The 20,289-nt window shown below is 61.5% G+C and carries 16 protein-coding genes; 4 read left to right on the top strand and 12 right to left on the bottom strand.

Going from position 1 to position 20,289, the window contains the following annotated elements:
- Positions 1 to 9: 9 nt before the first annotated feature.
- Genes trpD through AC0VX3_RS14275 form a run of 4 tightly spaced genes read left to right on the top strand, consistent with a single transcriptional unit; the run spans position 10 to position 3,565 of the window.
- Positions 10 to 1,023 carry an anthranilate phosphoribosyltransferase gene (gene trpD / locus AC0VX3_RS14290; protein WP_475521080.1) on the top strand — a complete coding sequence of 338 codons (1,014 nt, stop codon included), beginning with the start codon at positions 10 to 12 and terminating at the stop codon, positions 1,021 to 1,023.
- A gap of 3 nt (positions 1,024 to 1,026) precedes the next feature.
- Entirely contained in the window at positions 1,027 to 1,839 is an 813-nt protein-coding gene (gene trpC, locus AC0VX3_RS14285; protein WP_342895103.1) for an indole-3-glycerol phosphate synthase TrpC, read from the top strand.
- 8 nt (positions 1,840 to 1,847) lie between these two features.
- Positions 1,848 to 2,360, top strand: a complete 513-nt coding sequence (gene moaC / locus AC0VX3_RS14280) for a cyclic pyranopterin monophosphate synthase MoaC (protein WP_475521079.1) — start codon at positions 1,848 to 1,850, stop codon at positions 2,358 to 2,360.
- Positions 2,360 to 3,565, top strand: a complete 1,206-nt coding sequence (locus tag AC0VX3_RS14275; RefSeq protein ID WP_475521078.1) for a molybdopterin molybdotransferase MoeA — start codon at positions 2,360 to 2,362, stop codon at positions 3,563 to 3,565. The genes moaC and AC0VX3_RS14275 overlap by 1 nt, the downstream gene beginning before the upstream one ends.
- Before the next feature lie 17 nt (positions 3,566 to 3,582).
- Here the strand turns inward: AC0VX3_RS14275 and AC0VX3_RS14270 are convergent, their stop codons facing one another.
- The 12 genes from AC0VX3_RS14270 to flgF all read right to left on the bottom strand — a co-directional run bounded on the left by AC0VX3_RS14270 (position 3,583) and on the right by flgF (position 20,287).
- Positions 3,583 to 4,374, bottom strand: coding sequence for an HlyD family type I secretion periplasmic adaptor subunit (locus AC0VX3_RS14270; protein ID WP_475521077.1), 792 nt, complete (start codon positions 4,372 to 4,374; stop codon positions 3,583 to 3,585).
- A 540-nt stretch (positions 4,375 to 4,914) separates the two neighbouring features.
- On the bottom strand, positions 4,915 to 6,666 hold the full coding sequence (locus tag AC0VX3_RS14265; RefSeq protein ID WP_475521076.1) for a type I secretion system permease/ATPase: 1,752 nt from the start codon (positions 6,664 to 6,666) through the stop codon (positions 4,915 to 4,917).
- Between the two features lie 287 nt (positions 6,667 to 6,953).
- Entirely contained in the window at positions 6,954 to 7,754 is an 801-nt protein-coding gene (locus AC0VX3_RS14260) for an FAD binding domain-containing protein (RefSeq protein ID WP_475521075.1), read from the bottom strand.
- A gap of 180 nt (positions 7,755 to 7,934) precedes the next feature.
- Positions 7,935 to 10,295 carry a xanthine dehydrogenase family protein molybdopterin-binding subunit gene (locus AC0VX3_RS14255; RefSeq protein WP_348147091.1) on the bottom strand — a complete coding sequence of 787 codons (2,361 nt, stop codon included), beginning with the start codon at positions 10,293 to 10,295 and terminating at the stop codon, positions 7,935 to 7,937.
- A gap of 206 nt (positions 10,296 to 10,501) precedes the next feature.
- On the bottom strand, positions 10,502 to 10,993 hold the full coding sequence (locus AC0VX3_RS14250) for a (2Fe-2S)-binding protein (RefSeq protein WP_475521074.1): 492 nt from the start codon (positions 10,991 to 10,993) through the stop codon (positions 10,502 to 10,504).
- A gap of 130 nt (positions 10,994 to 11,123) precedes the next feature.
- The gene (locus AC0VX3_RS14245) at positions 11,124 to 11,807 is read right to left on the bottom strand and encodes an SRPBCC family protein (protein WP_475521073.1); all 684 of its coding nucleotides are present in this window, start codon (positions 11,805 to 11,807) and stop codon (positions 11,124 to 11,126) included.
- A 260-nt stretch (positions 11,808 to 12,067) separates the two neighbouring features.
- Positions 12,068 to 14,311, bottom strand: a complete 2,244-nt coding sequence (locus AC0VX3_RS14240; RefSeq protein WP_475521072.1) for a bifunctional diguanylate cyclase/phosphodiesterase — start codon at positions 14,309 to 14,311, stop codon at positions 12,068 to 12,070.
- Between the two features lies 1 nt (position 14,312).
- Positions 14,313 to 15,869: a sensor histidine kinase gene (locus AC0VX3_RS14235; protein ID WP_475521071.1), complete on the bottom strand. Its 1,557-nt coding sequence runs from the start codon at positions 15,867 to 15,869 to the stop codon at positions 14,313 to 14,315.
- A 489-nt stretch (positions 15,870 to 16,358) separates the two neighbouring features.
- On the bottom strand, positions 16,359 to 17,162 hold the full coding sequence (locus AC0VX3_RS14230) for a response regulator transcription factor (protein ID WP_475521070.1): 804 nt from the start codon (positions 17,160 to 17,162) through the stop codon (positions 16,359 to 16,361).
- A gap of 296 nt (positions 17,163 to 17,458) precedes the next feature.
- Positions 17,459 to 18,805: a FliI/YscN family ATPase gene (locus tag AC0VX3_RS14225; RefSeq protein WP_475521069.1), complete on the bottom strand. Its 1,347-nt coding sequence runs from the start codon at positions 18,803 to 18,805 to the stop codon at positions 17,459 to 17,461.
- Positions 18,774 to 19,559 carry a hypothetical protein gene (locus AC0VX3_RS14220; RefSeq protein ID WP_475521068.1) on the bottom strand — a complete coding sequence of 262 codons (786 nt, stop codon included), beginning with the start codon at positions 19,557 to 19,559 and terminating at the stop codon, positions 18,774 to 18,776. Before AC0VX3_RS14220 ends, AC0VX3_RS14225 begins: the two co-directional genes overlap by 32 nt.
- Entirely contained in the window at positions 19,556 to 20,287 is a 732-nt protein-coding gene (flgF, locus tag AC0VX3_RS14215) for a flagellar basal-body rod protein FlgF (RefSeq protein ID WP_475521067.1), read from the bottom strand. Before flgF ends, AC0VX3_RS14220 begins: the two co-directional genes overlap by 4 nt.
- Positions 20,288 to 20,289 lie beyond the last annotated feature (2 nt).

The raw sequence follows: 20,289 nt of genomic DNA, 5'->3' as shown, positions 1-20,289 counted from the left end.
ACAGACTTCATGAGCACATTCAAGGACCTGATCGCCAAGGTCGCTGACGGCCATGCCCTGAGCCTCGACGAGGCCAGGGAAGCCTTCGAGGTGATCCTGTCCGGTGCGGCCACTCCCTCCCAACTGGGCGGCTTCCTGATGGCGCTGCGCGTGCGCGGCGAAAGCATCGCCGAGGTCACAGGCGCTGTCGCCACCATGCGCTCGAAGATGCTGCCGGTGGTGGCACCGGACGATGCCATCGACATCGTCGGCACCGGTGGCGACAATTCCGGCAGCTACAACATCTCGACCTGTACCGCGTTGGTGGTCGCCGGCTGTGGCGTGCCCGTCGCCAAGCACGGCAACAGGTCCCTGTCGTCGAAATCGGGCGCCGCCGAGGCCCTGGCGGAACTTGGCGTCAATATCGACATTGGTCCGAAACAGATATCCGATTGCCTCCACAAGGCCGGCATCGGTTTCATGTTCGCTCCGCTCCATCATGCGGCGATGAAACATGTCGGTCCGACCCGGGTGGAACTTGGCACGCGGACAATTTTCAACCTGCTCGGGCCCCTGTCCAATCCGGCGGGCGTCAGCCGGCAGCTGGTCGGTGTATTTGCCCGAAAATGGGTGGAACCGGTTGCGGAAGCCCTGAAGGCGCTGGGGTCCAGGAAAGCCTGGGTCGTGCATGGCTCCGACGGCATGGATGAAATCACGACAACCGGCCCTACGTTTGTGAGCGAACTCAAGGACGGCGAGCTGAGATCGTTCGAGATCTCGCCACAGGATGTCGGACTGCCGATCGCCGATCCCGCGGACCTGAAGGGCGGCCTGCCGGCTGAAAACGCAAGGGCGCTGCGTGAGGTCCTGGCCGGAACCCGGAACGCGTATCGCGACATCGTCCTCTTCAATGCCGCAGCCTCACTGCTGGTCGCGGACAAGGTGAGCGATTTGAAGACCGGCGTCGAGCTGGCTGCTCAATCCATTGACAGTGGCTCGGCGGCGGACACACTTGAAAAGCTTGTTGCAGCGTCAAACGGATAGAACATGGCCGATATCCTCCAGAAAATCGAAGCCTACAAACGCGAGGAAATCGCCGCCGCGAAATCCGCGACGCCACTGCCCGATCTCAAGGCCCGGCTGAACGATGTCTCCGCGCCGCGCGGTTTCCTGAAGGCGATCGAGGCCAGGTGCGCCTCCGGCGACTATGCACTGATCGCGGAGATCAAGAAGGCAAGCCCGTCCAAGGGCCTGATCCGGGAGGATTTCGATCCCCCGCTTCTGGCCAGGGCATATGAGGCCGGCGGAGCGGCCTGCCTGTCCGTTCTCACCGACGCGCCCTCCTTTCAGGGCAGGCCGGACTATCTGACTTCGGCCCGGGATGCCGTCGCCCTGCCCGCCCTGCGCAAGGATTTCCTTTACGATCCCTACCAGGTCTACGAGGCCCGCGCCTGGGGTGGCGACTGTATCCTGATCATCCTCGCCGCGGTGGACGACGACACCGCAAGGCGGCTCGAGGACACGGCGTTCGACCTGGGAATGGACGTGCTTCTGGAGGTCCATGACAGTCAGGAGCTTGATCGCGCGCTGAAGCTTTCCTCTCCGATGATCGGCATCAACAACCGCAACCTGAAGACATTCGAAACCCGGCTGGAAACCAGCGAGGAGCTGGCGCCCAAGGTACCGGATGACCGCATCGTGGTCGGAGAATCCGGATTGTTCACCCCGGCGGATCTGGACCGGATGAACAAGGTCGGCATTGCCGCGTTCCTGATCGGAGAAAGCCTGATGCGGCAGGACGATGTCGCCGCTGCGACGAAAACCCTGTTGGCGCGTCCAGCTCTTTCACCAGCGCAATAGGACGGACAATGGGCGGGCCTGATTCCAAACTGACTCATCTGGACGAGGCCGGCGCCGCCAACATGGTGGATGTCTCGGACAAGAACGTCACGCATCGGATCGCGGTGGCGCGCGGCTCTGTCACAATGCGGCCGGAAACGCTGGAACTGATCCGCTCCGGCAATGCCAAGAAGGGCGACGTTATCGGCACGGCCCGTCTTGCCGGAATTCTCGCCGCCAAGAAAACCCATGACCTGATCCCCTTGTGTCACCCCCTGATGCTGTCCAAGGTCACCGTCGACATCGAACCCGACGAGACACTGCCCGGGCTCGTCGTGACCGCCTTGACCAAGGTCAGCGGCCAAACCGGCGTCGAGATGGAAGCCCTGACCGCCTGTTCCCTGGCTTGCCTGACCATCTACGACATGGCCAAGGCCGTCGACCGCGGCATGGTCATCGGCGACATCCGCCTCGTCGAGAAAGCCGGTGGCAAGTCGGGCCACTGGACACTGGAAACCGACGGCAGCCAGGGCGGCACCTGATGAGCCTGATGCCCGTCGAGGAAGCCTTGCGCAAACTGTTGGCGGACGCTGCGCCGACAGAGACGGAGCAGGTGCCGCTCGCCCGTGCGAACGGCCGCATTCTGGCGGCGCCGCTCATATCCACACGCACGCAGCCGCCTTTTGCCGCCTCCGCAATGGATGGCTATGCCGTTCGACACCGGGACTTGCAGGCAGACCGGACACGGCTGGAGGTCATCGGCGAAGCGCCGGCCGGGCACGGGTTCACCGGTCAGGTGCAGGCAGGCCAGGCTGTGCGCATCTTCACCGGAGCGCCCGTTCCCGAGGGCGCCGACACCATTCTCATTCAGGAAAACGCCAGTCGCGACGGCGATCGCATTACCGTGCTTGAACCTCCGGCAATCGGCGCCCATGTTCGGCCTGCCGGCCTCGATTTTGCCGAGGGCGACGTCCTGCTGGAGCCGCCCCTGAAACTGAGCTACCGGCATCTTGCACTCGCCGCCGCCATGAACCATGCGGTTCTCCCGCTCCGCCGGCAGCCCAGGGTGGCGATCCTGGCAACCGGCGACGAACTGGTCCGGCCCGGCGCCACGCCCGGCCCGGACCAGATCATAGCGTCCAACCACGCGGGCATCGCCGCTCTTGTCGAGGATTGCGGCGGGGCACCGGTCGATCTCGGCATTTCGCCCGACAATCCGATAGCGCTGGCGGAACACGTGCGCGGTGCCATCACCGGACGCGCGGATATTCTGGTCACGCTCGGCGGGGCTTCCGTTGGTGATCATGATCTCGTTCAGGAGGTTCTTGGCCAGCAAGGCATGGACCTCGCGTTCTGGCGCATCGCCATGCGTCCCGGAAAACCGTTGATGGCCGGCCGGCTCGGCGCGACCAGAGTGCTCGGTCTGCCAGGCAATCCCGTCTCAAGCCTGGTCTGCGGGCTGCTGTTTCTGAAACCGCTGATCAGGGCGCTGCTCGGGGCACCGGCCGAGACCGGCCTCCCGTCGACCGCCGTGCTGGCAGCTCCCCTGGCTCAAAACGATCGCAGGCAGGACTATGTCAGGGCGACCCTGTCGGAAGACGGCAACGGGCGCCAGATTGTAACGCCGTTCTCCAGGCAGGACAGTTCCATGCTGAACCTTTTGGCCCGCTCGGGCGCCCTGATCATCCGTCCCCCGCATGCGCCGGCCGTCGATGCAGGATCCGAAGTCCCCGTTCTCAGGCTCTGAAATCAACGGGTTTCCGGTCACCGCTCCCGCAAGGCATGGGCAATCTGGTCGGTCACCGGCTTGACCAGGTAGCTCAACACCGTCCGGTCGCCGGTTTGCAGGAAGGTTTCGACCGGCATGCCGGGCACCAGCGCCTTGTCGCCAAGTTTCCTCAGTTCCGTGTCGTCGATAACCAGGCGGGCAACGTAATAGCTGACGCCGGAACGTTCGTCCTCCGTCAGATCCGCAGACAGTGTCAGCAGTTTCGCATTCAGCTCAGGCGTTGTCCGCTGGTCGAAACTGGGAAAGCGCACCCGCGCGCTTTGTCCGGGCGACATCTGGTCGATATCGACCGGACGGACCTGCGCTTCCACGATCAGTTGGTCCTCCCTGGGAACAATCTGCATCACGGTCTCGCCCGGAGCGATGACACCACCGATCGTATGTACCGAAAGCTGATGAACGTAGCCGTTTCTCGGAGCCAGTATGTCGACCCGGGTCAATTCGTCCTCGGCCGCTATCTGCTGCTCTTCAAGCTGGGCAATGCGCGAGCGCACTTCCTGCAATTGTTCAAGAACTTCCGCCCGATAGGACTCCTCGATCTGGAGGATCTGGATCCGCCGCTCGCTGATGGCTTCCTTCGTCTGGGCAATCTGCGCAATCAGGTCGCCGTATTCGCCCGCCAGACGGGCCTTTTCACGCCGCAGCGCGATGACGCGGCTCTTGGAGACAAGCTGCCGGTCCAGCAAGCCACTGAGATCGGCCAGTTCCTCCTCGATCAGCTCGATCTCCGAGTCCTTGGCCGTCACCTGGGCTTCCAGGCCCTCCATCTGCTTGTGGAACTGGAGGATCTGCTCTTCGAGCTGGTTCTGACGTTCCGACCTTGGAGTTCCGGCGTGCTTCCAGCAGCATCTGCTGTCCGCGTTCGATTTCTCCCAGAGTGGCCTTGCGATCCTCGGGCCAATCGATGCTGTCGCGCTCATCCCGCTCGGCCTGCAATCTCAGGGTCTGGGCGGTCAGTTCGGTCAGCTGTTTGGTGATGACGGCCAGGTTGGCGCGGGTCACCGTGTCGTCAAGGCTGATCAGCAGTTCCCCTGCCTTGACCGTATCTCCCGCCTTCACACGGATGTCGCGGACGATACCGCCTTCCCGGTGCTGAACAAGCTTGGTGTTGGTTTCCACCACAATGGTCCCCGTGGAGACCACCGCCCCGGAGATTTCCGTGAAGGCCGCCCACCCCCCGATACCGCCGACAACCGCAATCGCGACGAATAGCGCGAACACCAGATGGTTGCGCACCGTGCGGCGCAGCAGGTCATCGGCCCCTTGCGGACCGGATTGGCTGCCCTGATCGGATTTCCCGGGCATCGTCACCGTCCCGTGACTCCGCCGGCACGCATATTCTGCACCGGCTGCACCACCTGTTTGAGAACATCTTCCTTCGGCCCGAAGCCGGCCATCTTGCCGTCCTTGAGGCACAGGATCTTGTCCACCGTTGCAATCGCGCTCGGACGATGCGCAATGACGACCACAACCGATCCCTTCTCGCGCATGGCCCTGATGGCATTGGTCAGAGCCCCCTCGCCCTCCGCATCCAGATTGGAATTCGGCTCGTCCAGGACGACGAGAAATGGATTGCCGTAAAGCGCCCTGGCCAGCGCCATCCGCTGGCGCTGGCCCGCGGACAGCAAGCGCCCGGCTCGGCCGATCACGGTGTTATATCCTTCCGGCAGTCCGACGATCAGGTTGTGAACATCGGCGAGCTTTGCCGCCTCGATGATCAGGTCCGGCGTCGCCCCCGTACTGAAGCGCGCGATGTTTTCGGCAATCGTGCCGTCGAACAATTGCAGGTCCTGGGGCAGATAGCCGATGAATTCGCCGCGCCGTCCGCTCGGCCACTGGCCGAGTTCCGCCCCGTCATACCGGATGACGCCCTTGAGGGCCGGCGTTGCGCCGACCAGCGCCCGCGCGAAGGTCGATTTGCCCGATCCGGACGGACCGATTATGCCCAGACCGTCGCCTGCCTCAAGTTCAAGCGAAACATTCTGGACGAAGGGCGTGGCCTCCCCGAAGGGGCCGCAGAACACCTGCTCGACCGTTATCCTGTCCGTTGGCAGCGGCAGGTCCATTTTTTCGGGTTCCGCATCGGCCACCTGCAGAACTTCTCTCAGACGGCGCAGCGCCTGGCGGCTGGCCACGAAGCCGCGCCACTGGGCGACGGCCTGTTCGATCGGCGCCAGTGCGCGCGATGTCATGATCGAGGACGCGATCATCACGCCCGGCGTAATCTCCTGCAGGATGGCCAGCCAGGCCCCCACCCCGAGAATGGCCGACTGCAGCACGAACCGGATGGTCTTGATCGTGGTGCCGAACAAGCCGGACCGGTCGGCGGCCCGCCGTTGTGTCGCCAGATAGTCGCTGTTCTGCGCATCCCATTTGCCCGTCAGCGCATCCTGCATGCCCATCGCGGTCACGACTTCGGAATTCCTCTGGCCGATTTCCACGTCCGAGGAGCGACGGCCGGCATGTCCCGCCGCCTCTTCGGCCGGGCCTCGTGACAGCAACTCGTTCAGACCGATCAGCACCGTGATGACAACGGCTCCTGCAAGCCCGACCACGCCCAGAAGGGGATGAAACAGGAAAACGATCCCGAGATAGAAGGGCAACCAAGGAATGTCGAAGATTGCCGCCGGGCCCGGGCCGGAGAGGAACTGGCGAACGGTATCCAGATCTTGTACGGGCCGCAGGCGGGCAGCCTTGCGCCCCAGGCGGACCGGCAGGCTGGTGGACACCCGGTAGACGATCCCGGACAACCGCGCGTCGACCCGTTGGCCGAGCCGGGCCAGGATCCGGCCCCGTACGCCCTCCAGAAGGCCGTAAAAGGCATAAAGGACAATGGCCAGGGATCCGATCACGACCAGCGTCGGCACGGAGCCGCTCGACAGCACCCGGTCGTAAACCTGAAGCATGAACAAGGGGCCGGTCAGCATCAGGATGTTGATGACAAAGCTGACCAATGCGACGCCCCAGAAGGCCTTGTGAACGGGCTTGAATGCTGTGGCTACCGGATTTTCTTCTGTCCGCTTGCCGCCATTCAGGCTCCGGTGCCGTGTTCCTGCCATTCAGTCCCCTGTTTCCAGTCCGGCCGCATGCTACCGAAGCCTCCGGTACATGGTCCGGCTTCGGCAGCATTCATGTGACACCATTTTCACACGAGATTTCTTTCAACAAATACGAAGTCACTTGCAACAGTTTCAAAGTCAATTGACCCGGTTTTCCGTTTCGCCGGAAGCTCCGGTCCGGCAAGCGAAAAAACATGCCGTCTGTAGATCTTATCAGCCCGTTCCCTGAAAAAAAATGCCCGGCCGCGAAACGGCCGGGCTGAAATCGCATTTTGTCCGCGCGCCCGTCAGCCGGCGGCGGCCACAGCCCGTTTGGCCATCACGGTGACCAGGTTGGCCCGGTAGCGGGAGGAACCGTGAATATCCTGCAGCATGCCGCCGGAATCGACAGCGATGCCGGCAACCGCATCCGGTGACCAGTTGGCCGCCAGGGCAGCTTCCATGTCGCCGACACGGAACACCCCGCCGTCACCGGCGCCGGTCACGGCCACGCGCACGGACCCATCGCCCCGACGAGCGACGAACACCCCGGCCATGGCATAGCGGGACGCCGGGTTCGGGTATTTGGCATAGGATGATTTTTCGGCTGCCGGGAAAGAGACCGAAACCACGATCTCGTCGTCCGCAAGCGCGGTCTCGAACATGCCGACAAAGAAGTCTTCGGCCGAAAGCGTCCGTATGCTGGTGGTAATCGTGGCATCCAGCCCGACAAGCGCCGCCGGATAGTCGGCGGCCGGGTCGTTGTTCGCGATCGAGCCCCCGATCGTCCCCATGTGACGGACAGCGGGATCGCCGATCCCGCCTGCAAGTCCCGAAAGACCGGGGAGCTTGCCCTTGATCAGCGCGGAGGCCGCGACTTCGGCATGGGTCGTCGCGGCGCCGATGACGATCTGGCCGCCGTCTTCGCGAATGCCCTTCATGTCGGGTATCCGGGTCAGGTCCACCAGGTCCGACGGCGCTGCCAGCCGTTGCTTCATGGTCGGCAGCAGGGTCTGCCCTCCGCCAAGGAATTTTCCGTCTTCCGCCTTTGCGATCAGCTGGGCCGCCTCGGCCACCGATCCGGCACGGTGATAATTTGTTTCGTACATTTCGCGTCTCCCAAAAGAATGGGTTCAGGTTTCGTCAAGTCTGTCGGCGTTGAAATCGGCCGGCGGCGAGGAGCCCGTCGATGCGCCCGTCCACCTTCGCTCACCCGTTTCATCAAACGAACGGGTGCGTTCATGGCGTTCAAGCGCAGTCGATCGGAGATCCGCCACCACCTGCCTCATTTACTCCGCAGCCTCCCGGATGGCCGGCTGGCACAGCGACCAGACCCTTTCCGGCAGGGCCGGCATGGACAGGTTGTTGTTGCCGATCGCGTCGGTGATCGCATTCATCACCGCAGGCGGCGAACCGATGGCCCCCGCCTCGCCGCAGCCCTTCATGCCGAGCGGGTTGCCCGGACATTCGGTAACATGCGTCGACAGCTGATAGGATGGCACGTCGTCGGCGCGCGGCATGCAGTAATCCATGTAGGAGGCCGTCAGGAGCTGGCCGGTCTCGTCATAGGACGCGTTCTCCAGCAGCGCCTGTCCGATGCCCTGCGTGATGCCGCCATGCACCTGGCCTTCCACGATCATCGGATTGATGATGTTGCCGAAATCGTCCGCGGCAACAAAATTGACGACTTCGGTCTTGCCGGTTTCCGGATCGACCTCGACCTCGCAGACATAGGTGCCCGCCGGGAACGTGAAGTTGGTGGGATCATAGAACGCGCCCTCCTTCAGGCCCGGCTCCATGCCTTCCGGCAGATTGTGCGCCGTATAGGCGGCGAGCGCCACCTCGGTGAAGGACAGTTTCTTGTCCGTACCGGCGACCTTGAGTTCACCACCCTCGATCTGGATGTCCCCCTCGGAGGCTTCCATCAGGTGCGCAGCGATCTTCTTGGCCTTGGCTTCAACCTTGTCCAGCGCCTTGACGATGGCCGACATGCCGACGGCTCCGGAGCGGGAGCCGTAGGTTCCCATGCCAAACTGGACCTTGTCCGTGTCGCCATGAACGATGGCGACCGAGTCGGTGTCTAGTCCGAAACGCTCGCTGATCAGCTGAGCGAAGGTGGTTTCGTGTCCCTGGCCATGGCTGTGGGACCCGGTCAGGACCTCGATCGTCCCCACAGGGTTCACCCGCACCTCGGCGGATTCCCAGAGGCCGACACCGGCGCCCAGCGAGCCAACCGCCGCGGAAGGAGCAATGCCGCAGGCCTCAATGTAACAGGACAGGCCGATGCCGCGAAGCTTGCCCCGCGAGGCGGCTTCCGCCTTGCGCGCCGCGAAGCCGTCATAATCGGCGGCAGCAAGGGCTGCATCCAGGGTCGCGTCATAGTCGCCGGCGTCATAACACATGATCACCGGTGTTTGATGCGGGAACGACCTGACGAAGTTCTTGCGGCGGAACTCCGCCGGGGACAGCCCGACCTCGCGCGCCGCCGTCTCCATCATCCGCTCCACCAGGTAGGTTGCCTCCGGACGGCCCGCGCCGCGGTAGGCATCCACGGGCGTGGTGTTGGTATAGACCGTCTTCACATTGGCATGGATCGCCGGAATGTCGTACTGGCCCGACAACAATGTGGCGTAGAGATACGTTGGCACCGACGACGAGAACAACGACATGTAGGCGCCGATATTGGCAACGGTCCTGACCCTGAGGCCCAGGATCTTGTTGTCCGCATCCAGCGCCAGTTCCGCCTCGGACCGATGATCCCGGCCATGGGCATCAGTGAGGAAGGCCTCGGTCCGGTCCGACACCCATTTCACCGGCCGTCCGACGCGTTTGGCGGCCCACAGGCACACCATTTCTTCCGGATAGATGTAGATCTTGGAGCCGAAACCGCCACCGACATCCGGCGCGATCACACGCAGCTTGTGCTCGGGCGCCACATTGTAGAACGCGGACAGCACAAGCCGGGCCACATGGGGGTTCTGAGAGGTCGTATAGAGCGTGTAATGCTCTTCGGCGTCGTCATAACCGGCGAGAGCCGCCCTGGGTTCCATCGGATTTGGAACCAGACGGTTGTTGTGAATTTCCATGCGGGTGACATGGGCCGCCTTTTCGAAGGCGGCCGTCGTGGCGGCGTCGTCACCGATCTCCCAGTCGAAGATCAGGTTGCCTTCGGCTTCCGGATGAAGCTGCGGCGCACCCGGCTGCAGGGCGGCGACCGGATCAATCACGGCCGGAAGCGCTTCATAGTCGACAACAACGGCGTCGGCGGCATCGCGCGCCTGGGCCTGCGTGTCCGCGACGACAACCGCGACCGCCTGTCCCACGTGGCGCACGATTTCCGGCTCGAGGGCGCGCCACGCCCCCATTTTCATGGGCGACCCGTCCTTGGAATGGACCATCCATCCGCAAATCAGGTTGCCGATTCCGTCACCAACAAGCTGGTCACCGGTCAGGACCGCGTCCACCCCCGGCATCGCCAATGCGGCGCTTGCGTCAATGCCGGTCACTTTCGCATGCGCATGGGGCGAACGGACGAAGGCCGCGTATCCCATCCCCGGCATGTTCATGTCATCGGTATAACGGCCCTTGCCGGTAATGAAGCGCTTGTCTTCCTTGCGCAGGGCGCGGGCGCCAATCCCCTCAACTGCCATGATCTCTCTCTCCCAAATGTCTGTTCCGGTTCTGCCAGAACCGGATAATTCTTCAACCGGCCATGCCGGCGTCCGCCCGACGGGCGTCTGTCTGCTTCAGGACCTGGCGGTCAGCCGAAACCCGGCGATTTCCTCCCGGCAGGTTTCAGCAAAAGGTCCTGGTGTCCCGGCGCGGTCATACCGCGTCAAGCGTGAGAGCTTGCCGCCTACTCCGCGGCCTGGGCCATACCGGCCATCTGGTCGGATGCGGCCTTGATGGCCTTGACGATGTTCTGATAGCCCGTACAGCGACAGATATTGCCTTCCAGCTCATGCCGGATTGTGGTTTCGTCGAGGTTGCCGGCGCCGTGCCGCTGGATCATGTCCACAGCCGTCATGATCATGCCCGGCGTGCAGAAACCGCACTGCAGGCCGTGATGCTCGCGGAAAGCCGCCTGCACCGGGTGCAGGTTGCCGGCGTTCCCCAGTCCTTCCAGTGTCAGCACTTCGCTGCCGTCGGCCTGGGCCGCCAGCAATGTGCAGGATTTCACGGCCTTGCCGTCCACCTGAACGACACAGGCACCGCATTGCGACGTGTCGCAACCGACATGGGTGCCGGTCAGTCCGCGGGTCTCGCGGATAAACGATACGAGCAGCGTACGGTCTTCGACATCCGCCGAAACCGTCTTGCCGTTCAATACCATCGATACTTTCGACATGAATTTCTCTCCCTCATGCAATTCCCTGGGCTGTTGCCCGTGCGTCCTCCGGCGTTTTCACCGTTTTTATGGGGGGCTTCGATGCGCGCCGCAGTCAGGCCCCGATCAATTCATATTTTGCCCGGCCCGGTCAACTTGCCAGAGCAAGAACCACGATAATCGCCCCGAGCAGAATCAGGCCCCAGACCATCGGGCCGCCAAAGGCGTTGCGCCCGGCCGCGGCCTCGATATTTTCTTCGGCCTTGTGGATCCGCTCCTCCACAGCGTGTTCCGCGTCCTCGATCGCGATGCGTTTGGCCTCTTCGGCAACGCCTGCGTCCAGATCCGTGTCCGCCGTTTCACCCGACGTCCCGTCCACGGCTTGCGCGGCGCCTTGCCCGCCAACCGTTTCGGAAAATTTCGTGAAGAAGTCGTCCGCCATCTTGCGAGCGGTCGAGTCGATCAGACGGCTGCCGAGCTGCGCCAGCTTGCCGCCAACCTGTGCATTGGCCTCATAGGTCAGAACGGTCTCATCGCCTTCCTCGGCAAGGCTAACAGTGGCGCCCCCCTTCGCAAAGCCGGCCACGCCGCCCTTGCCTTCTCCCGAAATCGTATAGCTCTCCGGCGGCTTGATGTCCCCCAGAGTCACCGCGCCTTTGAACTTGGCCTTGACCGGCCCGATCTTCGACGTCACAGCGGCGGTCATCTCCGTGTCCGACGTTTTTTCAAGACTTTCACAGCCCGGAATGCAGGCCTTCAGGATTTCCGGATCGTTCAGTGCCGCCCAGACTGTTTCCCGTTTCGCCGGAATCCGGTGGGAGCCGCTCATGTCCATGTTTTTTCTCCCCAAGTCGCGCGTTTAGCGCTTTGCCAGGTTCTTCAACAACTTACGGGACACGCAATATGAAAGTTGCGAACCCGCAAACGCCTTTGCGTTATGAGAGCGTGTTTCGTGCAAATATTCAATTGCTTAAATGCAAGAGATTTCAATTTGGCAGGTCTTGTCGGAGCAAGGTCCCGCGCGGACCGCCCGGCCAGGGGCTGCAAACGGGCATGTGTCGCCGACGGGATCCCGGATTCCGGCCTTTGAAGGTCTCAGCCGAAAGCCACCCCCGGTTCGATCGATTTCTCGATGAAGGAGGACAGGCCGTCGGAGCTCTGCGGCTTGGAATAGAGATACCCCTGCAGGTAGTCGCATTGCAGCTCCTGCATGATCTTGCGCTGCGTGATCGTCTCGATCCCTTCTGCAGTCACATCCAGGTCAAGTGCCTTGGCCACGGCGATGATGGATTTGACCACCGCCAGCTCATCCGCGTCCTGATCCATGTTCATGATGAAACTACGATCGATCTTGATCCCGTCCACGGGCAACTTGCGCAGGTAGCTGAAGGAGGAATATCCGGTCCCGAAATCATCGATGACGACTTTCGCGCCCTTGTCGCGGAGCCATGTCAACAACGAGATCGTGACCTGGTCGTTGCTCAGGAACAGGCCTTCGGTGACCTCGAACACGAGCCGATGCAACGGCAGGCAGGCGGCCGAAGCGGCATCTTCAATGTCCTTGTAGATCCGGTTGGTCTGCACCTGCTGCGGGGACAGGTTCACATTCAGCCGGACATCCCCGGACAGGCCCTGCAGCCGGCTGAATTCCGAGAACGACGTCATGAACATCCATGCGCCGATTTCGGTGATCAAACCGCTCGCCTCGGCTGCTTCAATCATCCGCGCGGTGTTCATGAACGTTCCGGACGGCGTGCGAAAACGCATGAGCGCTTCGAACGAGGCCAGGGATTCGTCTTTCGCCAGCATGATCGGCTGGTAATGGACGGAAAATTCCATCTGGTTGCTGCTGCTGGTCAACAGGGACGCAAGCCGCAGCCGCTCGAAAGCGGCCTCCTGCATTTCCGGATGAAACACCGAATGGCTGGTGTGCCCCTGCTGGCGAACATTATTCAGCGCGATCGAGGCAAACCGGACCAGCTGCTCTGCGTTCTGGTTGCCGGCGGTGCCCGCAGCAAACCCCAATCGCATGCGCAAGGAAATCTGGTTGTCGTCGAGCGTGATCGGTTCCTGAAAGGCCTCCTCGACCCTGGCGACCACGTCCTCGACCCGGTTGGCATCGCCGCCCTTGAGCAGGATCAAGAACTCGTCCTTTTCCTTGCGCGCGATCGTCAGCGCGTCCGGAAACGTCTGAGACAGGCGGTGTCCTGTCTTTTTCAGCACCGCACCGGCTTTTTCGTCGCCGATCCCGTCGACAATCACCCTAAATCTCTGGACATCGGCATGAACCACCAGCAACGGCGTGCACTTGGCCGCATTGCGCTGGAAGGTTTCGATGAAACCGGAGAAGGTCGACAGACCGGTAATCCGGTCCACATAGGCAAGGTTCCGAATATGCTCCAGCAGGCCTGTTTTCTCATAGCCGAGGGCAACATTCGACACAAAGAGCTTGAGAAGTTCCGATCCGACCAGCTCTTCCAGAATGTCTTCCGCGACATCCAGATAGAGGGCACCCGCCATCCCGTTTCTGGTCACCAGCGGCAAGGCCACGCCTGTCGATGACCGGCAGGTCTCGCGGGTCTCGGCACATTTGACGACACAGCCCCGGACCGCATCGTCGCTGATGACGTTGACAGGCAGGTCGACCTTGTCCTCGAAACAGCCCGTCGCGGCCAGCACACGGATATTTGTCCGGTCGAAGGCACCGTACCCTGGAAGGGATTCCAATCCGCAAAGAAGGCAGTCAACGGGTTGACCAACGAGTTCGGAAACATGTTCCACCACAGCGGATGCAAATTCACTGAGAGCGTTTTTTTCAACGATTGCGGAAAAATGCGCGTTCAGTTGCTGCAGTTTCCTCCGGTTTGTCTCCAGAGACATCACAAGCTTGTAGCCGCGCAGACCGGTGACCACCGCCGTGATCAGCTTGGTTCGCGAAAGTTCTGCCTTTTCCGTATAGCCATCGATGTCGAACTTCATGATCACGTCGGTCTGCGGTGCATAGCCCGGCTGACCGGTGCGCAGTATCAGACGCGTGAAATGGTTCTTGAGCTCTGACCGGATCCAGCTGACGAGACCGAGACCGGCGGTATCGCTCTCCATCACCACGTCGACAAGCGCAACAGCAATGTCCTGCTGTTCCTCCAGAATCTCGCGTGCTTCCCGAGCCGACAAGGCGTGCAGCAATTCGAATGCGCGGTTTTCAAACATGCACCCGGCCACGGCGATCTTGGTCACTTCGTGCACGTCGGGATCGTCATCGACGATGAGAATTTTCCAGGGGTTCCTGGTCGTTGTCCTGACTGCCGGCTCCGAAGGCGCAAGAAAATCCATCACCATGTCAATGCACCTTCTGTCCGCGCTGCGTCGTTGTCTTCACGGGCACGATTGCCGGAAATTCGATGGTGAACTCGGTACCGGAACCGACATTGGAGGAGACCGAAATGGTCCCGTTGAGAGCTTCCGTCACAAGCTGGTAGCAGATCGCCATGCCCAGTCCCGAGCCTCCCTTGCCGAATTTTGTCGTGAAGAAAGGCTCGAATACCTTCTTGAGATTCTTCTCCGGAATGCCGACGCCAAAGTCCTGGCACTTGAAGACGATCTTCTGCGTCGACGGAATGCCCAGGCCCTCGTCCCTGGTTGCGACCATCCGCGAGGACAGTTTGATCACGCCTTCGGTGCGGTTCTCGTATCCGTGTTTGATGGCGTTTTCCACCATGTTGGACACAAGCTGACTGACCGCACCGGGATAGCTGTCGACGACTTCATCGGCATGCAGATCGAGTTCGACGGAAAAGGGTGTTTTCTTGAGTGTCGGCTGCAGAGTGGCGAGCGTTTCGCGGATGATATGGTCGAAATTGAACGATCGCTTCTTCTCACTTTGCCGATCGACGGCGACCTGACGAAAGTTGCCGACGAGATCCCGCGCCCGTCCGAGTGTCTTTTCGATGATACTCGCGGTATCCGATATGCGCTCGACCTCGTTTTCAAGCGCTTCCTTGCTCAAGCTTTGCTCCTCGAGTTCCTTGCCTAGATAGCTGGTGGAATCCTTGATCGTGGTCGCCGCCATCAGGGCATTCCCGAGCGGCGTGTTCAGTTCATGCGAAACACCGGCGACAAGTGCGCCGAGGGCGGCCAGATTGTCCGCCTGAATAAGCTCTTCCTGCACCAGCTTCAGCTGATCCGTGCGATGGGCTACCAGGTCCTCGAGGTTGGTCTGATATTCCTGAATTTTCTGCAAGTCCAAATGACGACGCTGCACCATCGACTGGAGGCTCGCCGAGAGAATTCCGATTTCGTCCGCGCGTCCGGGCATCAACTCCGCCTTGGGAGGATCCTCGATCAGACGCGGCGTCGAGAGATATTCGACAATTGCGGACAGTGGACGGCCGATCAATCGCCTGAACACCATCCGGATCACGACGCCGAGAAGCAGCAGATAGATGATGATTGCAGTGACGATGAAGCCGACCGTCGATACGATCTCGTAGGAGATCGTGTTCCGGTCGATCAGGATAAAAACCTGACCGATGGCGTTCTTCTGCAAAATTGTACTCGGAGAATTCAGCGTGTAGCTGAGCGCCTCAGACGCGCGCGCGCCTGTGACGGGCTCGCCGAAATTGCCCGTGTCCGGGGTTTCGACCCAGACCTTTTCGACCACTTCCAGGCTTTCCAGCCCGCGAATGAGTTGCAGCGTCGCGTCCGCGTTCACCGTCCAGATCGCCCGTTCAAACGGCCGCTTCGTGGCTTGAAAGAAAGCTTCGGTCACACGAATGGCCCGGGCGTTAGACTCATCCCAGGTGAATTTTGCAAGGATGCCGATAAAGACGACACCAAGCACGGCAAACAGGCCGAGCGTGTAGAGTATAAATGTCCGTGAAAGGCTCGAACGTCCCATTTCTCTGGGCGTATATGGCAACGACGCACTGCCGCTAAGACTCAAGACGTCCACCTCGATCCAGAGTGCCTGCTCGACCGTTCGGACAAGGCGACAAACCGCTTTCCCCTGAACGGACAAGTGTATCGCGAAGACCGCACCGATTGCGGACCGCGGATTGCCAATACCTGCTGCACAGACACGAAGCATGGCCCCACGCTCCGCCATCACATTCGCGCGGTGCACGCCACGCTCGACGGTCAAAGCTTTGCTACGATGCCATTGTGAGCAAGGTTTCTAAATTTTCCATAAAAATCAATTGTAAATAGAAACAAGTTCCCGCGCTATCTCGTGCCTTGCATTCACTGCGCCCGGTGGTGCCCGGCCCGCGCGGCAGATCGCAGCCCCCCAACGCCCGGGTCAGAGCGCGTTCATCCGCCAGGCAGGCTTGCGCGGATTATGACCGCACGATGACCGCACAGCTGGGGCCGCGCGCCTGGCACGATGTGCTCAGGCGTGAACCACGGACAAGGTCGGTTTGCCGGAGACACGCGCGTCGCCTGCCGTTTCAATCGCCTGCGATGTGCCGGCGGACGCCTGAACCGGACGACGGGTGTCACCGATTTTCTGCTTCGAGGCGGATCCATCCTTGAGCATGTAGCCGATGTAGCGCGTCGATTCGATGGCATCAAAGCCGAGCTTCTTGCGCAATTTTTTCCGCAGCTTCGAAATGTGGCTTTCCACGACGCACTCATCGACACCGTCATTCATGACGCCGTAGACAGCATTGAAAATCTGCGTCTTGGTGACCCGGCGGCCCTTGTTCTTGACGAGGTGCTCGAGAATCCGGCGTTCCCGGCGCGGCAGTTCCATGACTTCGCCGCCGACCAGCGGGTCGCGGCCGTCATAGAAGACTTCAATCGCTCCTGTGCCGGCGGAGTTGTTGCGCGACGTGATCCGGCGGCGGAAAGCACCGACCCGGGCGATGATCTCCCGCACATGGACCGGTTTTCTCAAGACATCGTCCAGGCCTGCGGAAAACAGCTCAAGCGTGCTTTCCAGGTTTGCCGTGTCTTCGAGCGCGACGATCTGCGCCTCCGGACACCGCGTGCGGATCGACGTCACGAAGCTGCACCGCTCCGCACTTTCGCCGAGCAGGATGGCGTCGACCGCCCCCAGGTCCTGCGCGCTGGTAATCTCGAGCCAGTCAAGCAGCTCCAGCGGTTGCAGTTCCAGGGAAGCGTAGCCTTCCCGTTCGAATGCCGAGGCATAGCCTGCGGTCACTATCTCTCGTGAATCTACTATGATGAACATGTCAGCCCCTCGAAAATCCCAATAAAGAATTGGTAATTTTCCGGAGCCTTCAGGTCAACACTTCTGCCCTAATCAGGACACTATTTCGATTTTCATGGTAGAATATCTTCTTACGGACACAATGTAATCTAAATAAAAACTCAATGACATTACGAACAAACTGAGAGAAAATTTTATTAAAATGAAAAATACCGCGAAGTTCTGCGTTTTTGACTAAGCCGTGACAAGGTATATACAAAAAATGCCGCTCGTTGAAGCGGCATTTTGACTTTTCTACTTTCAATTGGAGCTGTGGACTATCCGTCCGTCGCCAGAGCCTGCGCAAGATCCGCGAACGGATCTGTGGGCACCACCTGATCCGCCCGTTGTCGCAAAGCCTCATAGATCTTCGGCACCAGGCGGCAGGCCTTCTCCAGCTTTTCATCGCCGGTGGTCTGGAAACCCCCCATCAGACGCAGATCCTTCGTATCTTCATAGTGGGAAATCAGTCCCTTGATACGATGGATCAGCTCCTGCTGGTCCGGTGACCAGGCCCTGTCCGCGAGACGGGACGTGGACCTGAGCACGTTGACAGGCGGAAACCGGCCTGATTCCGCGATCTGCCGGTCGAGCACGATATGCCCGTCGAGCAGTCCGCGGATTGCGTCGGAAACCGGATCATTGTGATCGTCGCCATCGACAAGCACGGAGAAGATGCCGGTGATCGAGCCCTCGCCCGAGCTTCCCGGACCGGCCCGCTCTATCAGACGCGCAAGATCCGCAAAGACGCTGGGCGGATACCCGCGCGCGACAGGCGGTTCGCCGGCGGCCAGGGCGACATCGCGCGCGGCGTGCGCGAATCTCGTGGCCGAATCCAGTATGAGCAGGACCTTGTGCCCCTGGCTCCTGAAAAATTCCGCGACGCTCATGGCGGTCTTGGGGGCCAGACGGCGCTGCATGGCGCTTTCGTCGCCGGTGGAGGCGATGACCACCGAATGCGCCAACGTTTCGCCGAGAATGTCGTCGACGAATTCCCGGACCTCGCGGCCGCGCTCTCCCACGAGTCCGACCACCACGGTATCGAAATCCCCGAAACCGGCCAGCATGCCCAGCAAGGTGGATTTGCCGACCCCTGAACCGGCGAAAACGCCAACCCTCTGACCGACGCAGAGAGGCGTGAACAGATCGATCACGCGAACGCCGGTCTTCACGCCTTCGGAAATCTTGCTGCGGTTCATGGCCGGCGGAGGCGCCCTGTCCAGAAGAAAGGCTTCAACGCCGTGACTGAGCGGCCCCAGACCGTCAATCGGCTCACCGAGCGCGTTGATGATCCTGCCCCGCCAGCCCATGTCGGGATGAATCGCCAGCCCGCCCATGACGGAGGCAACACTGCCGATACCGATATCGGTCACCCGCTCCAGCGGCTTGACCACCACATCTCTCTGTTCCAGGCGGATGATTTCGCCCTGGCGGATCCCCGCGCGTCCCTCGAATTCGACCAGGTCTCCCAGGCACACGACGCGTGACAGACCCGATACCCGGATCGCCTCGGACGACACCTGGGTCACCCGGCCGCTCACCTTGACAGGTCCGACTTCCGTCTCCAGCGCCGCGAGCGACGCTGATATCTGGTCAAGAGCGTTCAGATGCGGAGCGTTCGGCATGGCGGACCTGGAGAGCCTTCAAGACATCGAGAGGAAGATGATTGGACTTGTGGGTGGCAATACGGCTGAGACCGTCCTCACCGGGCATGACCGGAGACGGCACTGTGGTTGTGCCCAGGAGGTCGGTATAGGAAACGGACGAGGCCAGCCCGTTGACCGGGTCGTTTCGGTCCGGTTCCGCCTTGTCCGCGCTGTCCGGAGTTTGCAGGGAAAGGCTCACCGGCATGGCCGGAGGCGGTGCCTTTGCAGCCGGCAGTCCGGTGGTTGCGACGGTCTCGCCGAGAAGGGCCTTCTGCTGAACAGGCTCCGGGCTTGCGTCCGGCCCGGCGCCGGGTTTGCGCGGTGGCACCGGGATCTCGGCCGCCTTCCCCGTTCCGGCGGCCGGAGTTGCCTCGGCAACCTGCATAGTTTGCGGACCGGCCGATGAGGGCGCATCGTTCAGACGGTCACCGACCTCGTTATAGGCCAGCATCGCGCCAAGGCCGACTGGACCGCCCAGGGCAAATCCGTAAAGTGCATTGCCGGTCTTTCTGGCGCCGTCGGAAATCTGGTCGTTGGTCACCGAACGATAGAGCTCGGCCACACCCGGAATGTGCTGAAGCGGGTTGATGACGTTCATGAAATCCCCGAAACTGAACCCCGTCCGCTCGGCCTGCGCCGCCCCGGATCGCGCTGGTTCCGGCGCCCGTCCGCTCATGACGGCATTCAGGTCCAGCGGGCGCCCGACAGGCGCGGTTGGATCTACGGCCGTCATGATGTCGACCCCAGTTCGCGGATCGCCTTTTCCTGGCTTTCATTGCTGGTGTCGATCATTTTGGTCGCACTTTCGAACGCCCGCGAGATCATGATCATCTTGGTCATTTCACGGACCGGATTGATGTTCGCTCCTTCGACATAGCCCTGGCGGACACCGTTCCGGTCGAAAATCTGCACGGGTGTCACGGGCTTGTCGGGAATGACCGCGGAGTTGTCGGAGCGCACGAGCGTGGCGTCTTCGGGGATCAGAAACAGACCGACCTGTCCGACAACCCCGGCCTCGCCCTGGCTGACATCGCCGGACTGGGTGATCAGGGGGGGACCGGCATCCGGATCAAGAGCAATGGGCTGACCGCCCGCGCCCAGGATCTGCTGTCCGGTCAGGGTGCGCAATGTGCCATCCCCGGCGATCTGAAGCCGTCCGTCCCGTGTATAGGACAGCGTGCCGTTGACGTTGCGGATCGCGAACCAGGCATTGCCTTCGACCGCCAGATCGAGCGGATTGTCGGTCTTGGACAGGCCGCCGCCCTGACGCGAGATGTATTTCTCGCCGCCAGTGGCAAAACTCACCTTGTCCTGCCCCGCCTTGGAGACCAGTTCGGCGAACTTGACCTCGTCGGCCCGGTAGCCGGCCGTGTTCATGTTGGCGACGTTGCGGGCGACCGTGTCCAGACGGTTGGACAGGGCGACTTGCGCCGACAGCGCCACATAAAGAGCGGATTGCATGG

The sequence above is a fragment of the Roseibium sp. QJM3NY_11 genome (assembly GCF_056173175.1).
Note: the sequence above shows the minus strand (reverse complement) of the source record. Positions and strands in the feature narration are given on the sequence as shown.

Excerpts from the sequence above, each read along its gene's own strand:
- trpD (WP_475521080.1), top strand. The coding sequence starts at position 10 with ATGAGCACATTCAAGGACCTGATCGCCAAGGTCGCTGACGGCCATGCC.
- trpC (WP_342895103.1), top strand. The coding sequence starts at position 1,027 with ATGGCCGATATCCTCCAGAAAATCGAAGCCTACAAACGCGAGGAAATC.
- moaC (WP_475521079.1), top strand. The coding sequence starts at position 1,848 with ATGGGCGGGCCTGATTCCAAACTGACTCATCTGGACGAGGCCGGCGCC.
- AC0VX3_RS14275 (WP_475521078.1), top strand. The coding sequence starts at position 2,360 with ATGAGCCTGATGCCCGTCGAGGAAGCCTTGCGCAAACTGTTGGCGGAC.
- AC0VX3_RS14270 (WP_475521077.1), bottom strand. The coding sequence starts at position 4,374 with ATGGAGGGCCTGGAAGCCCAGGTGACGGCCAAGGACTCGGAGATCGAG.
- AC0VX3_RS14265 (WP_475521076.1), bottom strand. The coding sequence starts at position 6,666 with ATGGCAGGAACACGGCACCGGAGCCTGAATGGCGGCAAGCGGACAGAA.
- AC0VX3_RS14260 (WP_475521075.1), bottom strand. The coding sequence starts at position 7,754 with ATGTACGAAACAAATTATCACCGTGCCGGATCGGTGGCCGAGGCGGCC.
- AC0VX3_RS14255 (WP_348147091.1), bottom strand. The coding sequence starts at position 10,295 with ATGGCAGTTGAGGGGATTGGCGCCCGCGCCCTGCGCAAGGAAGACAAG.
- AC0VX3_RS14250 (WP_475521074.1), bottom strand. The coding sequence starts at position 10,993 with ATGTCGAAAGTATCGATGGTATTGAACGGCAAGACGGTTTCGGCGGAT.
- AC0VX3_RS14245 (WP_475521073.1), bottom strand. The coding sequence starts at position 11,807 with ATGGACATGAGCGGCTCCCACCGGATTCCGGCGAAACGGGAAACAGTC.
- AC0VX3_RS14240 (WP_475521072.1), bottom strand. The coding sequence starts at position 14,311 with ATGGTGATGGATTTTCTTGCGCCTTCGGAGCCGGCAGTCAGGACAACG.
- AC0VX3_RS14235 (WP_475521071.1), bottom strand. The coding sequence starts at position 15,869 with ATGGGACGTTCGAGCCTTTCACGGACATTTATACTCTACACGCTCGGC.
- AC0VX3_RS14230 (WP_475521070.1), bottom strand. The coding sequence starts at position 17,162 with ATGTTCATCATAGTAGATTCACGAGAGATAGTGACCGCAGGCTATGCC.
- AC0VX3_RS14225 (WP_475521069.1), bottom strand. The coding sequence starts at position 18,805 with ATGCCGAACGCTCCGCATCTGAACGCTCTTGACCAGATATCAGCGTCG.
- AC0VX3_RS14220 (WP_475521068.1), bottom strand. The coding sequence starts at position 19,559 with ATGACGGCCGTAGATCCAACCGCGCCTGTCGGGCGCCCGCTGGACCTG.
- flgF (WP_475521067.1), bottom strand. The coding sequence starts at position 20,287 with ATGCAATCCGCTCTTTATGTGGCGCTGTCGGCGCAAGTCGCCCTGTCC.